Source organism: Paraburkholderia sp. CNPSo 3274 (assembly GCF_024206475.1).
Taxonomy (GTDB): domain Bacteria; phylum Pseudomonadota; class Gammaproteobacteria; order Burkholderiales; family Burkholderiaceae; genus Paraburkholderia.
Genome location: NZ_JAMBPR010000004.1, coordinates 61,264 through 74,031 on the forward strand (window position 1 = coordinate 61,264; position 12,768 = coordinate 74,031).

General features: G+C 62.9%; 12 protein-coding genes. 7 read left to right on the top strand and 5 right to left on the bottom strand.

Features of this window, described 5'->3' with window-relative positions:
* Positions 1-10 precede the first annotated feature (10 nt).
* The 3 genes from M3I54_RS03670 to M3I54_RS03680 all read right to left on the bottom strand — a co-directional run bounded on the left by M3I54_RS03670 (position 11) and on the right by M3I54_RS03680 (position 2,775).
* The gene (locus M3I54_RS03670) at positions 11-214 is read right to left on the bottom strand and encodes a glycine zipper 2TM domain-containing protein (RefSeq protein ID WP_233884092.1); all 204 of its coding nucleotides are present in this window, start codon (positions 212-214) and stop codon (positions 11-13) included.
* A gap of 63 nt (positions 215-277) precedes the next feature.
* Positions 278-1,219, bottom strand: coding sequence for an AEC family transporter (locus tag M3I54_RS03675; protein ID WP_254333112.1), 942 nt, complete (start codon positions 1,217-1,219; stop codon positions 278-280).
* A 68-nt stretch (positions 1,220-1,287) separates the two neighbouring features.
* Entirely contained in the window at positions 1,288-2,775 is a 1,488-nt protein-coding gene (locus M3I54_RS03680) for a DHA2 family efflux MFS transporter permease subunit (RefSeq protein WP_254333328.1), read from the bottom strand.
* 233 nt (positions 2,776-3,008) lie between these two features.
* On the opposite strand from M3I54_RS03680, the gene M3I54_RS03685 reads away from it, so the two are divergent.
* Positions 3,009-3,452, top strand: a complete 444-nt coding sequence (locus tag M3I54_RS03685) for a MarR family winged helix-turn-helix transcriptional regulator (RefSeq protein WP_254333113.1) — start codon at positions 3,009-3,011, stop codon at positions 3,450-3,452.
* 6 nt (positions 3,453-3,458) lie between these two features.
* Here M3I54_RS03685 and M3I54_RS03690 read toward each other — a convergent pair whose 3' ends face one another.
* On the bottom strand, positions 3,459-4,949 hold the full coding sequence (locus M3I54_RS03690) for an aldehyde dehydrogenase (protein ID WP_254333114.1): 1,491 nt from the start codon (positions 4,947-4,949) through the stop codon (positions 3,459-3,461).
* An 80-nt stretch (positions 4,950-5,029) separates the two neighbouring features.
* A complete protein-coding gene (locus M3I54_RS03695) occupies positions 5,030-5,581 on the bottom strand; it encodes a cupin domain-containing protein (protein ID WP_254333115.1) in 552 nt (183 codons plus the stop codon).
* Positions 5,582-6,025: 444 nt separating this feature from the next.
* On the opposite strand from M3I54_RS03695, the gene M3I54_RS03700 reads away from it, so the two are divergent.
* From M3I54_RS03700 to M3I54_RS03725, 6 genes are all read left to right on the top strand, one after another.
* Positions 6,026-6,250 carry a hypothetical protein gene (locus M3I54_RS03700; RefSeq protein ID WP_236596917.1) on the top strand — a complete coding sequence of 75 codons (225 nt, stop codon included), beginning with the start codon at positions 6,026-6,028 and terminating at the stop codon, positions 6,248-6,250.
* Between the two features lie 278 nt (positions 6,251-6,528).
* Positions 6,529-7,338, top strand: a complete 810-nt coding sequence (locus M3I54_RS03705) for a gamma-glutamyl-gamma-aminobutyrate hydrolase family protein (protein ID WP_254333117.1) — start codon at positions 6,529-6,531, stop codon at positions 7,336-7,338.
* A gap of 31 nt (positions 7,339-7,369) precedes the next feature.
* Positions 7,370-8,704 carry a glutamine synthetase family protein gene (locus M3I54_RS03710; RefSeq protein ID WP_254333119.1) on the top strand — a complete coding sequence of 445 codons (1,335 nt, stop codon included), beginning with the start codon at positions 7,370-7,372 and terminating at the stop codon, positions 8,702-8,704.
* A gap of 18 nt (positions 8,705-8,722) precedes the next feature.
* Entirely contained in the window at positions 8,723-10,165 is a 1,443-nt protein-coding gene (locus M3I54_RS03715) for an aspartate aminotransferase family protein (protein ID WP_254333121.1), read from the top strand.
* 75 nt (positions 10,166-10,240) lie between these two features.
* A complete protein-coding gene (locus tag M3I54_RS03720; RefSeq protein WP_254333123.1) occupies positions 10,241-11,362 on the top strand; it encodes a polyamine ABC transporter substrate-binding protein in 1,122 nt (373 codons plus the stop codon).
* 250 nt (positions 11,363-11,612) lie between these two features.
* Positions 11,613-12,764 carry a polyamine ABC transporter ATP-binding protein gene (locus M3I54_RS03725; protein ID WP_254333125.1) on the top strand — a complete coding sequence of 384 codons (1,152 nt, stop codon included), beginning with the start codon at positions 11,613-11,615 and terminating at the stop codon, positions 12,762-12,764.
* The last annotated feature ends 4 nt before the right edge of the window (positions 12,765-12,768 follow it).

The window sequence follows — 12,768 nt, forward strand, 5'->3', positions numbered from 1 at the left end:
CGCGGCGCGCTTACTTGCTCAGTTCATGGCCAATCACGCCGCCGGCCACGGCGCCGCCCACGGTACCCACCGCGCTGCCGTTGGTGGCCCTGTTGCCGACATAGCCGCCTGCGGCGGCGCCGCCCAGCGTGCAAGCTCCCGTGCCCGCTGCAGTCAGCACCACGGTGATGACGAGTGAGGCGCGCGCGGCGCTTAAGCGTCGTAGCCAGTTCATCGTCGAATCTCCTGATCGATCGTAGTGGCTTTCATGCCAGCAAGCATCGTGCCTCGCCGGCTTTCAGCCGTGGTGCAGGTGCAGCAAGATCAGCGTGAGCGTGACGAGCGAACCGACCGTGGAATGCAAAATGGTGCGCGAAGTCACGTGCGCCTCGCGCCGGTAGTACTCTGCGAGCATGAACGGGCCGGTGCCCGTGGGCAGCGCCACGAGCAACACCGCGATTTCCACGAGCGGGTCGGGCAGCCCGAATACGCGATCGGCCAGCCACCACGTGAGCAGCGGTTGCGCGACGAGCTTGGAGAGCGTGAGCCACCACGACGACTCACGCGGCGCCTCGCCGCTCGCGCGGCGTTCGGCGAGAAAGAGCCCGAGGCTTACGAGCGCGCACGGGCTCGCCGCGCCGCCCAGCAGCTTGAGGAACGTTTCCGCGCTAGCGGGCAGCGTGACATGCGCGGCCGAAACGACTGCCCCCAGCGCCGGCGCAACCAGCAGTGGATTGCGCAGGAGCGAGCGCACGACCTTGATGGCAAGCCGGTGCGGACGCCGCTCGCTTTGCAGCCCCGTTTCGATCAGCACGATCGCGATGGCGAACAGCACGCAGACCACGAGGATCGTCGCGATGGTCGTGGGCGTGAGGCTCGACGGCCCGAATGCGATCATGCACAGCGGGAAGCCCACGTAGCCGGTATTCGGATACGCGGCGGCAAGCCCGTCGATGCTCGCATCCGCTAGCGGGCGGCCGAGGAACACGCGCGCGCCCACCACGGCGATGAACACGGCGAGCCCGGCAAGACCAAACGCGGCGACGAATGCCGGCTGATAAAGCTCGTGCCACGTTGCGTGCGCAAGGATATCGAAGAGCAGCGCGGGAAGCGCGAGCCACACGACGAAGCGGTTCAGCTCAGAAGCCGCGGCCGGGCCGAGGACATTCGTGCGACGGCAGGCGAAGCCCGCGAAAATGAGGCCGAAAACCGGTAGGAGAGTGGAAACGGCAGAGAGCATCGGATTCGCGAATGCAAGGCGCGCGGACGTGCCGCGGGCCAGGGTGAAACGGAAGACGAACCGTTTCGCTAATCCATCGCCGCGTGACTCGTATCGACGGTGGCGGCGCTCGGGCCGGTGCGGATCAGAAAGAGCAGCGGAATTACGAGCAGCGTAGCCACGAACATCATCTTGAAGTCGTTCAGATACGCAATCATCTGAGCCTGCTGCGTGATCGACTGGTTGAGCACGGCAAGATCGTACCGCGAACCGCTTTCGAGCATCTGCTGAACCGCCGGATTGAACGGGGTGATGTTCGCGGCGAGGTCCGAATGCGCGATCTGCGTGCCGCGCGTGACGAAGGTCTGCACGATCGAAATGCCGATACTGCTGCCGATGTTGCGCATGAGGCTATAGGTGGCCGTGCCATCCGCGCGCAGTTGCGGTGTCAGCGTCGAGAAAGTCAGCGCGGAAAGCGGCACAAATACGAAACCCAGGCCAAAGCCCTGCACCACGCCCGGCCACACGATATCCGAGGGCGAGAGCACCAGCGTGTACTGCATCATCTGCCATAGCGCGTACGCGGAGACCATGAAGCCAAACAGCAGCATGACGCGCGCGTCGACGCGTTTCAGCATGCGCCCCGCTATCAGCATGGCGACCATGGTGCCCGCGCCGCTCGGCGCGGTAACGAGCCCGGTGGTCGCGACCGGATAGCCCATGAGGTTCTGCAGCATGGGCGGCAGCAGCGCGCGCGTGGCGTAGAGCACCGCGCCGATCACGAAGATGAAGAGCGTGCCCGTTGCGAAGTTGCGGTCCTTGAGCAGCTGGTAGCGAAAAAACGTGCCGGGCCCCGAGGTGGCCGTATGCACGATGAAGAAAGCAAAGGCAATGGCTGCAACCAGCGCCTCGATGCGGATCTCCAGCGAGCCAAACCAGTCGAGCTGCTCGCCGCGGTCGAGCAACGCCTGCAGCGCGCCGATGGCAAGCGCGAGCGTGGCGAAGCCGAATACGTCGAAGCGCTGCGTGCGGCCCGGCACACGCGCGGGCATGAACGTCGAGACGCCGAAAAACGCGAACAGGCCCACCGGCACGTTGATGAAGAACACCCAGCGCCAGTTGTAGCTATCCGTAAGCCAGCCGCCGAGCGTTGGCCCTAGCACGGGGCCGACCATCACGCCCATGCCCCACACCGCCATGGCCTGCCCCTGGCGCTCGCGCGGATTGATGTCGAGAAGAATGGACTGCGAGAGTGGCACGAGCGACGCGCCGAACACGCCCTGCAACAGCCGCGAAGCGACGATCTCGCCGAGCGTTTCGGAAAGCCCGCATAGCGCCGAGGCCACGGTGAAGCCCGCAATCGCGACTCCCAGCAACCGCTTCACGCCGTAGCGGTCGGCGAGCCAGCCGGTGAGCGGCGTCGCAATGGCGGCCGCGACGATATACGAGGTGAGCACCCAGGTGATCTCGTCCTGGGAGGCAGACAGCGTACCCTGCATGTGCGGCAGCGCGACATTGGCGATCGTGCTGTCGAGCGTCTGCATCAGCGTGGCGAGCATGATCGAAAGCGTGATCATGCCGCGATTGAGCGGGGCTTCCTTGCCCGACTCCGCCCGATGCTGCGCGGCGGCGCCGTCCTGCATGACTGCGGTCATCGTGCGGTTGTCTTGCGGCTATCTTGATTGGGGGCGGAGCGTGCCGAATTAATAAGCCTGCTTATTATACGACTCGCCCCCGCCGACGCAATCGGTATCGCCAGGCAGAGGACGCTCGTGAGAAGGCGCAAGCCGCACGCCCGTATAATCGCGCGATGACTACCGACCTCGAAAAGCGCTTTGGCTTCCTGGTCGTCGACGTGGGCCGGCTCTATGGCAAACGTTACGACGAGCTTGCGAAGTCGTCGCTCGAACTCACGCGCGCGCAGTGCCGCATGATCGCGTACCTCGCGCACTACGGCGACATGAATCAGGCGCGCCTCGCCGAACTGCTGGAAGTGGCGCCCATTTCCGCGGGGCGGCTGCTCGAGCGCATGGAAGAAGGCGGCTGGGTCGCGCGCACGCCCAACCCGGACGACCGCCGAGAATGGCTGGTGAGCCTCACGCCCAAGGCGGAAGGCGTGCTCACGGGCGCACGCCGCGTGGGCGACGAAGTCCAGGCGGAAGCCCTGGCGGGCTTCACGCCTGAAGAAGCCGAGCAGTTCAGCGCGATGCTTCAGCGGGTGCGCGCCAATCTCGGCGCGCTGGTGGAGCGGTAACGCGCGTTAGCGCAGCCGCACGAGCGTGGACTTGAGTTCCGTGTACTTTTCGAGCGCGTGCAACGACTTGTCGCGGCCGTTGCCGGATTCCTTGAAGCCGCCGAATGGGAAGTTCATGTCCCCGCCTTCGTCGTAGCAGTTCACCCACACCGTGCCCGCACGCAGCCTGCGCGAAATTTCATGCGCGTGCGTGAGGTTCGCGGTCCAGACGGCAGCCGCGAGCCCGTAGTCACTGTCGTTGGCAATGCGCACTGCCTCGTCGATCGTGCTGAACGTGATGACCGAAAGCACCGGCCCGAAGATTTCCTCGCGCGCGATCTTCGCATCGTGATGCGTATCGAACACCGTGGGCTCGACATAGAAGCCGCCGCCCTGGGCATTCACGCGTTCGCCGCCTGTCAGCAGCTTCGAATCCTTGCGGCCGGCTTCGATATAGCTCAGTACCCGGTCTAGCTGAATCTTGTCGATGATCGCGCCCATCGACACATCTGGATCGAGAGGATTCCCAGGCTTATAGGCCTTCGCGGCCTCGACGAGCTTCGCAAGGAAAACGTCCTTGATCTCGTGATGGACGAGCAGGCGCGAACCCGCCGTACACATTTCACCCATGTTGTAGAAGATCGCGGCCGCCGCCGCGTTCGCCGCACGGTCGAGATCCGGGCAATCGTGCAGCACGATGTTGGGCGACTTGCCGCCAAGCTCCAGCCACACGCGCTTGAGATTCGACTGGCCGGCGTACTGCATGATCTGCTTGCCCACGTTGGTCGAGCCTGTGAACGCGATGCAGTCCACGTCGCGATGCAGGCCGAGCAGCTTCCCAGGCTCCCCGCCACCCGGGAGCACGTTGAACACGCCCGCCGGAATGCCGGCCTCGTGCGCGAGTTGCGCCACGCGAATGGCCGTGAGCGGCGACTTCTCCGAAGGCTTGAGCACGACGCTGTTGCCCGCCGCGAGCGCGGGCCCGAACTTCCACGAAGCCATCAGGATTGGGAAATTCCACGGCACGACGGCAGCTACCACGCCAATGGGCTCGCGCGTAACAAGCCCCACGAGATGATGATCGGCGGGCACGACCTCGCCGCCTACCTTGTCGATGGCTTCAGCGAACCATTCCACGCAATAAGCCGCACCCGGCACGTCCACGGTCGTCGTGTCGCCAATGGGCTTGCCTGCGTCGAGCGTTTCGAGCAGCGCGAGTTCGTCGAGATGCTCGCGCATGAGCGCGGCCCAGCGCAGCAGAACGGCCTTGCGCGCACGCGGATTCAGGCCTGCCCATACCCCTGCGTCGAACGCGCGGCGAGCCGCGCCGACCGCGGCATCGACATCGGCTGCGCCGCAATCGGCCACGCTCGCGAGCACGCGGCCGTCGATCGGGCTCGCGCAATCGAACGTGCGGCCCGAATACGCGTTGCGATACGCGCCGTCGATGAATGCGCGGCCTTCGATCGAAAGCGTCGCGGCCTTGTCCTGCCAGTAAGCGAGAGTTTTCTTTTCCATCAGGATGCCTCAATGATTTGCGATCCACCTTGCACGTCGCAACGCGGCGTCAGGTGAAACGGGTTCGCGCGATCAGGGAGTCAGAAGGTGGGCGGCGAATTGGCCGACACCACTTCGCAGACTTCGTTCGCGCTGGGATTGCGAAACCGGTGCGGGAAGCGGCTTTCGAAGTAGTAGCTGTCTCCGGGGTCGAGCAGCCACGTCGTGCTCTCCACGGTCAGCTCGAGTTGCCCGGCGACGACCACACCGCCTTCGTGCCCCGCGTGCACCAGCATTTCAGGGCCGGTATCGGCAAGCGGCTGATAGACCTCGCGCATGATGCCCATGTTGCGGTCCTTCATGTTCGCGCCGGCCAGATAGAACTCGATCGATTCGTTGCCGAGGTTCGGCATTTCGCCGCGCCGCGACACGACTTCTGTCCCTTCCATCAGGTCAAATGTGAAGAATTCGGCGAGGCTCATCGGTATGCATTCGAGCAGCTTCTTGAGCGAGCCAACAGAGGGACTGACGCGACTTTGCTCGATCAGCGAGATCGCGCCATTGGTCACGCCCGCGCGCTTGGCGAGTTCGCGCTGCGACAAACCATAGCGTTTGCGAACATAGCGCAGGCGCGTGGCGACTTCGGATGACACAGATGCGGACTCGGACACGATGAAGGACTGTTGGCAGTGAGACCACGTGGACAGGGCGCAGTGGAGTGTTGAATATTCTAATCAGTTTGCTTTATTTTGCGTCAGTACAAACCCCTGTAAGTTATTCGAAATATAAGTGCAGGAGCCGATATTTCGCACAGGGTGCTATTTCACAGGGCTCTCGGGGAAAGTGCTGACATCAAAAATTTGAAAAAATAATTGACGCCCTTTTTGACTCGTATATGCTGAACTACAGGTCGAACACTGCATCGTTTCTGCCGCGTTGCAACGCAAAAACCGCGTTTTATGCGAGAAACATAGCGAGTTGGCCGAGTTTGGAAAGCAATACATCGATGTCGTTCAATGTTTAATGCATCTCCCAAATTGACGAACTCGAATGCTTGAACCAGACGTCTTTTTCAACGCAACCAGTCGAGTGTTATTGTGAGAGTCCGTGGCCCTCTGGTGAGGTGGGATCGTAGTCATGCGAGGTGTCTTCGCAGTGACTGCACCGCCATCGCCGACGGCAGTAGCGGCAGGCTTGCCTCTCGCCTGTTCCTGTCCGTCTTCACGATCCTTTCCCGCCGCTCTGTTCGGCGTCACAACTCGGTCTCCGCACGCGCCTTCATTGCCGTCCACACGGACGAAGTCGCGTCGCTTCTGCCCTAGCGCCTCTCCTTCCTGCGTCGTTCGTTTTCTTCGCCGTCGTTGGTTCGCGAAGTGTCTTGTCGCGCCACTGCGATGTGGCTGCGCACGCCTGAACACCGTCGCACCTCACAACGGCAAGAAACGAACCGCCTACATGATCTCCACGCGCAGCGCCATACGTTAGCGCCGCTGCGCGGAGCACACAGGGTTTGTAGTTTTGCGTCCCGCAAGGCTGCAAGGTCATGTCACGCCCGTCGCGCCGACCCATCACGCACGGGCAAGCAAGCGAATCATTAGTCATGCGAATCAGACCATTAGTTGGTGTTACTGCCGACCGCACGATGATGGGACCGCACGCGTCACACGTTGCAGGCGAGAAGTACATCGCCGCGGCTGTGGATGGAGCAGGCGCGCTCGCATTCGTGCTGCCCGCCCTGGGCGAGCGGCAGGCTGCGGCCGACATTCTCGAAGCCGTGGATGGACTGCTTTTCACGGGCAGCTATTCGAACGTAGAGCCGGATCGTTATGGCGGCCCGGCGAGCGAGGCAGGCACGCTGCACGACCCCGCTCGCGACGCCACCACGCTGCCGCTCATGCGCGCCGCGATCGAAGCCGGCGTGCCAGTGCTCGCCATCTGCCGCGGCTTCCAGGAGATGAACGTGGTGTTCGGCGGTACGCTGCATCAGCAGGTGCACAACGTTGCACGCTATGACGACCATCGCGAGAACAAGGACGATCCGCTCGACACGCAATACGGTCCGGCGCACGCATTGAAGCTCGTGGAAGGCGGTGTGCTGCAACAGCTTGCGAGTGGTGCACGCGAAGCACGCGTGAATTCGCTGCACGGCCAGGGCATCGAACGGCTGGGCGCGGGCCTCGTGGCCGAGGCATTCGCACCCGATGGCCTCATCGAAGCCGTGAGCGTAGCGAACGCACAGAGCTTCGCGCTTGGCGTGCAGTGGCACCCCGAATGGAAATACGCCGCCGACGCGCTGTCCACCGCCATCTTCCACGCGTTCGGCGAAGCCTGCCGCAACCACATGCTGGCCCGAATACCGGGCGGGGCCGGACACGACGTGGCGCACGCGCCGCGCGCCGCCCACGCTTGATGCCGGCTCATACAAAACAGAGAGAAAGATCATGCATGAAATCGACGAATTCCTGAAGAAGCACCACATCACCGAAATCGAAGCGATCATCCCCGACATGGCGGGCATTGCGCGCGGCAAGATCATCCCGCGCAGCAAGTTCGAATCGGGCGAGGCGATGCGCTTGCCGCAAGCCGTGATGATCCAGACCGTGACGGGCGATTACCCCGAAGACGGGAGCCTCACGGGAGTCACCGACCCCGACATGGTGTGTGTGCCCGACCCCTCGACGATCCGCATCATTCCGTGGGCCGTCGATCCCACCGCACAGGTGATTCACGACTGCGTGCATTTCGACGGCACGCCGGTCGAGATCTCGCCGCGCCGCGTGCTGCGCCGCGTGCTCGACCTTTATGCCGCGAAGGGCTGGAAGCCGGTGATCGCGCCGGAACTCGAGTTCTATCTCGTGGATATGAACAAGGATCCGGATATTCCGCTCGCGCCGCCCATCGGCCGTACGGGCCGTCCGGAAACGGGCCGTCAGGCCTATTCGATCGAAGCGGTGAACGAGTTCGACCCGCTTTTCGAAGACATCTACGAGTACTGCGATATTCAGGGCCTCGAAGTCGATACGCTCATTCACGAAGTGGGCGCGGCGCAGATGGAGATCAACTTCATGCACGGCGATCCGCTCAATCTCGCCGACCGCGTGTTCCTCTTCAAGCGCACGGTGCGTGAAGCAGCGCTGCGCCACCACATGTACGCCACTTTCATGGCGAAGCCCATGGAGAACGAACCGGGCTCGGCCATGCACGTGCACCAGAGCCTCGTTTCCGCGGAAAGCGGCCAGAACCTCTTCACGGGTTCGGATGGCAAGCCCACCGACATGTTCTATGCGTATATCGCGGGCCTGCAGAAGTACACGCCCGCACTCATGCCGATCTTCGCGCCGTACATCAACTCGTATCGCCGCCTTTCGCGTTTCATGGCCGCGCCGATCAACGTGGCCTGGGGCTACGACAACCGCACTGTGGGTTTCCGTGTGCCGTATTCTTCGCCGGCCGCGCGCCGCGTGGAAAACCGCATTCCCGGCGTGGACACCAACCCGTACCTCGCGATCGCCGGCACGCTGGCCGCCGGCTATCTGGGCATGACGCAGCACCTCAAGCCCACCGAGCCGCTCGTGAGCGACGGCTACTCGCTGCCCTACCAGTTGCCGCGCAACCTCGAAGAAGGCCTCACGCTGATGGGCTCGTGCGAGCCGCTCAAGGACATCCTCGGCGAGAAGTTCGTGCGCGCCTACCTCGCGCTCAAGGAAACCGAATACGAAGCGTATTTCCGCGTGATCAGTTCGTGGGAACGCAAGCACCTGCTGCTGCACGTGTAAACGAAAGGAGACACAGCAATGAGCTATCGAATCGACGCCCCCGCCAGCGCGCTGCAGGAAGTGCCGACGACGCTACGCGCCCAATCCAGCCGAACGACACGCTCGACGAGCGAGTACCGCGCGCTGGACGCCGCGCATCACATTCATCCGTTTTCGGACATGGGCTCGCTCAACAAGACGGGCAGCCGCGTGATCGTGAAGGCGAAAGGCGTGTACCTGTGGGACTCGGAAGGCAACCAGATCATCGACGGCATGGCCGGGCTCTGGTGCGTGAACGTGGGCTATGGCCGCAAGGAACTGGCCGACGCCGCATACGAGCAAATGCAGGAACTGCCCTTCTACAACACGTTCTTCAAGACCACGCACCCGCCGGTCATCGAATTGTCGGCACTGCTCGCACAGCTTTCGCCCGAGCCGTTCAACCACTTCTTCTATTGCAACAGCGGCTCCGAAGGCAACGACACGGTGCTGCGCATTGTGCATCAGTACTGGCTCACGCAAGGCAAGCCCTCGAAGAAGGTCGTCATCTCGCGCCGGAACGCGTATCACGGATCGACCATTGCAGGCGGTACGCTGGGCGGCATGGGCTACATGCACGAGCAGATGCCCTCGAAGGTCGAGAACATCGTGCACATCGACCAGCCGTACTTCTATGGCGAAGCGCAAGGCAACATGTCGCCAGAGGAATTCGGTCTCGCGCGCGCGCAGCAGCTCGAAGCGAAGATTCTCGAAGTGGGCGCGGAGAACGTGGCCGCCTTTATCGGTGAGCCGTTCCAGGGCGCGGGCGGCGTGATCTTCCCACCCTCGACCTACTGGCCGGAAATTCAGCGCATTTGCCGCAAGTACGACATCCTGCTCTGCGCCGACGAAGTGATCGGCGGCTTTGGCCGCACCGGCGAATGGTTCGCGCATCAGCACTTCGGCTTCGAGCCCGACCTCATCACGATGGCCAAGGGCCTCACTAGCGGCTATGTGCCGATGGGCGCAGTGGGCATTCACGACCGCATCGCCAAGGCGCTCATCGAGAACGGCGACTTCAATCACGGCCTCACGTACTCGGGGCATCCGGTCGCCGCCGCCGTGGCCGTGGCGAACCTCAAGCTGCTGCGCGACGAAGGCATCGTCACGCGCGTGAAGAACGACACCGGCCCGTACTTCCAGCAGCGCCTGCGCGAGACGTTCGCCAATCATCCGATCATCGGCGACATCTCGGGCGCGGGTCTCGTGGCGGGCCTGCAGCTCGCCGAAGATCCGAAGGCGCGCAAGCGCTTCGCGAATGGCGGCGATGTGGGCACGCTCTGCCGCGACTTCTGCTTCAACGGCAACCTCATCATGCGCGCCACGGGCGACCGCATGCTGCTCTCGCCGCCGCTCGTCGTCACGCGCGGCGAGATCGATGAAATCGTGTCGAAGGCGAAGAAGGCCGTCGACGCTACTGCGCAACAACTGGGTCTTTCTTAACGCGACTAGTCCACGGCGGGCGGCGCAACGGGGTGCTGGGCCTCCCGCCGATCTTCATCTTCAGGGGAAAGCAACATGAGTGTTAGTCATCTTCGTCATGCGGTCGCGATCGCGGCCCTCGCAGCGTGTGCAGGCCTCACGGCCATTTCCAGCGAGACTGCGCACGCGGCCGACGGCGATTTGAACGTCTACAACTGGTCCGACTACATTGCGAAAGACACGATCCCGAACTTCGAAAAGGAAGCGGGCCTCAAGGTAAAGTACGATAACTACGATAGCGACGACACACTGCAAGCCAAGCTGCTCGCAGGCAGCTCGGGCTACGACATCGTTGTGCCCACATCGAATTACATGGCCAAGCAGATCCAGGCCGGCGTATACCAGAAGCTCGACAAGTCGAAGATCCCCAACCTCGCGAACCTCGATCCCGTGCTTATGCACATGATCGCCGATGCCGACCCGGGCAATCAGTACGGCGTGCCCTGGGCGTTCGGCACCGACGGCATCGGCTACAACAAGCAGGCGGTGGAAAAGGCACTCGGGCCGAATGCGCCGGTCGATAGCTGGGCGCTCGTGCTCGATCCGCAAAATCTCTCGAAGCTCAAGGGCTGCGGCGTGTCGTTCCTCGACCAGGCCGTGGACGTGTTCGCAGCGACGCTGCAATACATGCACAAGGACCCCAACAGCACGAACCCCGCGGATTATCAGGCCGCGTTTGAAGTGCTGAAGAAAGTCCGTCCGTATATCACCCAGTTCAATTCGTCGGGCTACATCAACGACCTCGTGAACAACGATATCTGCGTAGCCGTGGCATGGTCGGGCGACGTCGGCATCGCGCACCGCCGCGCCGAGGAAGCCAAGCGCTCGTATGACGTCAAGTTCTCGAACGTGAAGGAAGGCGGCCTGCTGTGGTTCGACGTGATGGTCGTGCCCAAGGATGCGCCGCACCCCGAAAATGCGATGAAGTGGATCAACTACATCTCGGATCCGAAGGTCAACGCGCAAATCACCAACGAAGTGTTCTACCCGACGGCGAACAAGGCCGCACGCCAGTTCGTCACGGCGACAGTCGCGCAGGACGCGACGGTGTACCCGCCGGAAGACGTGCTCAAGAAGATGACGTTGATGAAGCCGATGCCGGCTGACATCCTGCGCCTTGAAAACCGTCTGTGGGCCCAGTTGAAGACCGGTCGCTGACACGCTGATTCCCCCCTGAAGGAAACAAGAAGGAGACAACGCGGAAGAGGGATCGCTCGACCCCTCTCCGCCTGAAGTGCGCAATTCCGAAGTCCGGCCGCGCAGCGCCGCCCCCCTTTTTTGACGACGCGCGCGAGCCTTTCCCGAGCTCCGTTCGCAGTACTAATCGCGAGTCGCGTCAGCGCCCCGTGCGGGCCGACTCGCGCCTGAAAAACGTGTACTGCGATCAGAAAGGAACCAAGGTCAGATCATGAACTCGACGTCTAAAGTCAACGCCCCAGAAGCTCTGCGCGCCAACGCGACCCCGGCAAAGAACGACGCATTCGTACGTATCGAAAACGTCGTCAAGAAGTTCGGCGAGAGCACCGCCGTGGACAACGTGAGCCTGAGCATCGCCAAGAACGAGCTTTTTGCGCTGCTCGGCAGTTCGGGCTGCGGTAAATCCACCCTGCTGCGCATGCTCGCGGGCCTCGAAACGGCCACGTCGGGGCGCATCTTCGTCGATGGCGAAGACCTCGCGTCGCTGCCGCCGTACCGCCGCCCCGTCAACATGATGTTCCAGTCGTATGCGCTCTTCCCGCACATGAGCGTCGAAACGAACGTCGCGTTCGGTCTCAAGCAGGAAGGCGTGCCGAAGAACGAGATCCGCGAACGCGTAGCCGACGCGCTGAACCTCGTGCAGATGAGCAGCTATGCGAAGCGCAAGCCGCACCAACTCTCCGGCGGTCAGCAGCAGCGCGTGGCGCTCGCGCGCTCGCTCGTGAAGCGCCCCAAGCTCCTGCTGCTCGATGAGCCCATGTCGGCGCTCGACAAGAAGATCCGCCAGAAGACGCAGCTCGAACTCGTGAACATCATCGAGAAAGTCGATGTCACCTGTGTGATGGTCACGCACGATCAGGAAGAGGCGATGACCATGGCCAACCGCCTCGCCGTGATGAGCGAAGGCCGCATCGTGCAGATCGGATCGCCCGGCGAAGTCTATGAATTCCCCAACAGCCGTTTCTCGGCCGAGTTCATCGGCTCGACCAACCTGTTCGAAGGCAAGGTCGTCGAGGACGAGCCGGATCACATCTTCGTGGAAAGCGAAGACCTCGAAACGCGCATGTACGTGAGCCACGGCGTGACGGGCCCGCTCGGCATGCCCGTGGGCATTTCGGTGCGGCCGGAGCGCGTGCGCGTGACGCGCGAGAAGCCAGGCACGCCGCACAACTGGGCGCGTGGCGTGGTCACGGATGTCGCCTACATGGGCAGCTATTCGCTTTATCACGTGCGTCTGCCGGGCGGCAAGGTGGTCGTCTCGAACCTCTCCAGCTCGCACCTCATGAACGAGGGTGCGCCCGCCTGGAACGACGATGTCTACGTGTCCTGGTCGCCGGCCAGCGGCGTCGTGCTCACGCAGTAAGGAG

Excerpts from the sequence above, each read along its gene's own strand:
- M3I54_RS03715 (WP_254333121.1), top strand. The coding sequence starts at position 8,723 with ATGAGCTATCGAATCGACGCCCCCGCCAGCGCGCTGCAGGAAGTGCCG.
- M3I54_RS03720 (WP_254333123.1), top strand. The coding sequence starts at position 10,241 with ATGAGTGTTAGTCATCTTCGTCATGCGGTCGCGATCGCGGCCCTCGCA.
- M3I54_RS03675 (WP_254333112.1), bottom strand. The coding sequence starts at position 1,219 with ATGCTCTCTGCCGTTTCCACTCTCCTACCGGTTTTCGGCCTCATTTTC.
- M3I54_RS03725 (WP_254333125.1), top strand. The coding sequence starts at position 11,613 with ATGAACTCGACGTCTAAAGTCAACGCCCCAGAAGCTCTGCGCGCCAAC.
- M3I54_RS03685 (WP_254333113.1), top strand. The coding sequence starts at position 3,009 with ATGACTACCGACCTCGAAAAGCGCTTTGGCTTCCTGGTCGTCGACGTG.
- M3I54_RS03680 (WP_254333328.1), bottom strand. The coding sequence starts at position 2,775 with ATGATCACGCTTTCGATCATGCTCGCCACGCTGATGCAGACGCTCGAC.
- M3I54_RS03670 (WP_233884092.1), bottom strand. The coding sequence starts at position 214 with ATGAACTGGCTACGACGCTTAAGCGCCGCGCGCGCCTCACTCGTCATC.
- M3I54_RS03690 (WP_254333114.1), bottom strand. The coding sequence starts at position 4,949 with ATGGAAAAGAAAACTCTCGCTTACTGGCAGGACAAGGCCGCGACGCTT.
- M3I54_RS03705 (WP_254333117.1), top strand. The coding sequence starts at position 6,529 with ATGCGAATCAGACCATTAGTTGGTGTTACTGCCGACCGCACGATGATG.
- M3I54_RS03710 (WP_254333119.1), top strand. The coding sequence starts at position 7,370 with ATGCATGAAATCGACGAATTCCTGAAGAAGCACCACATCACCGAAATC.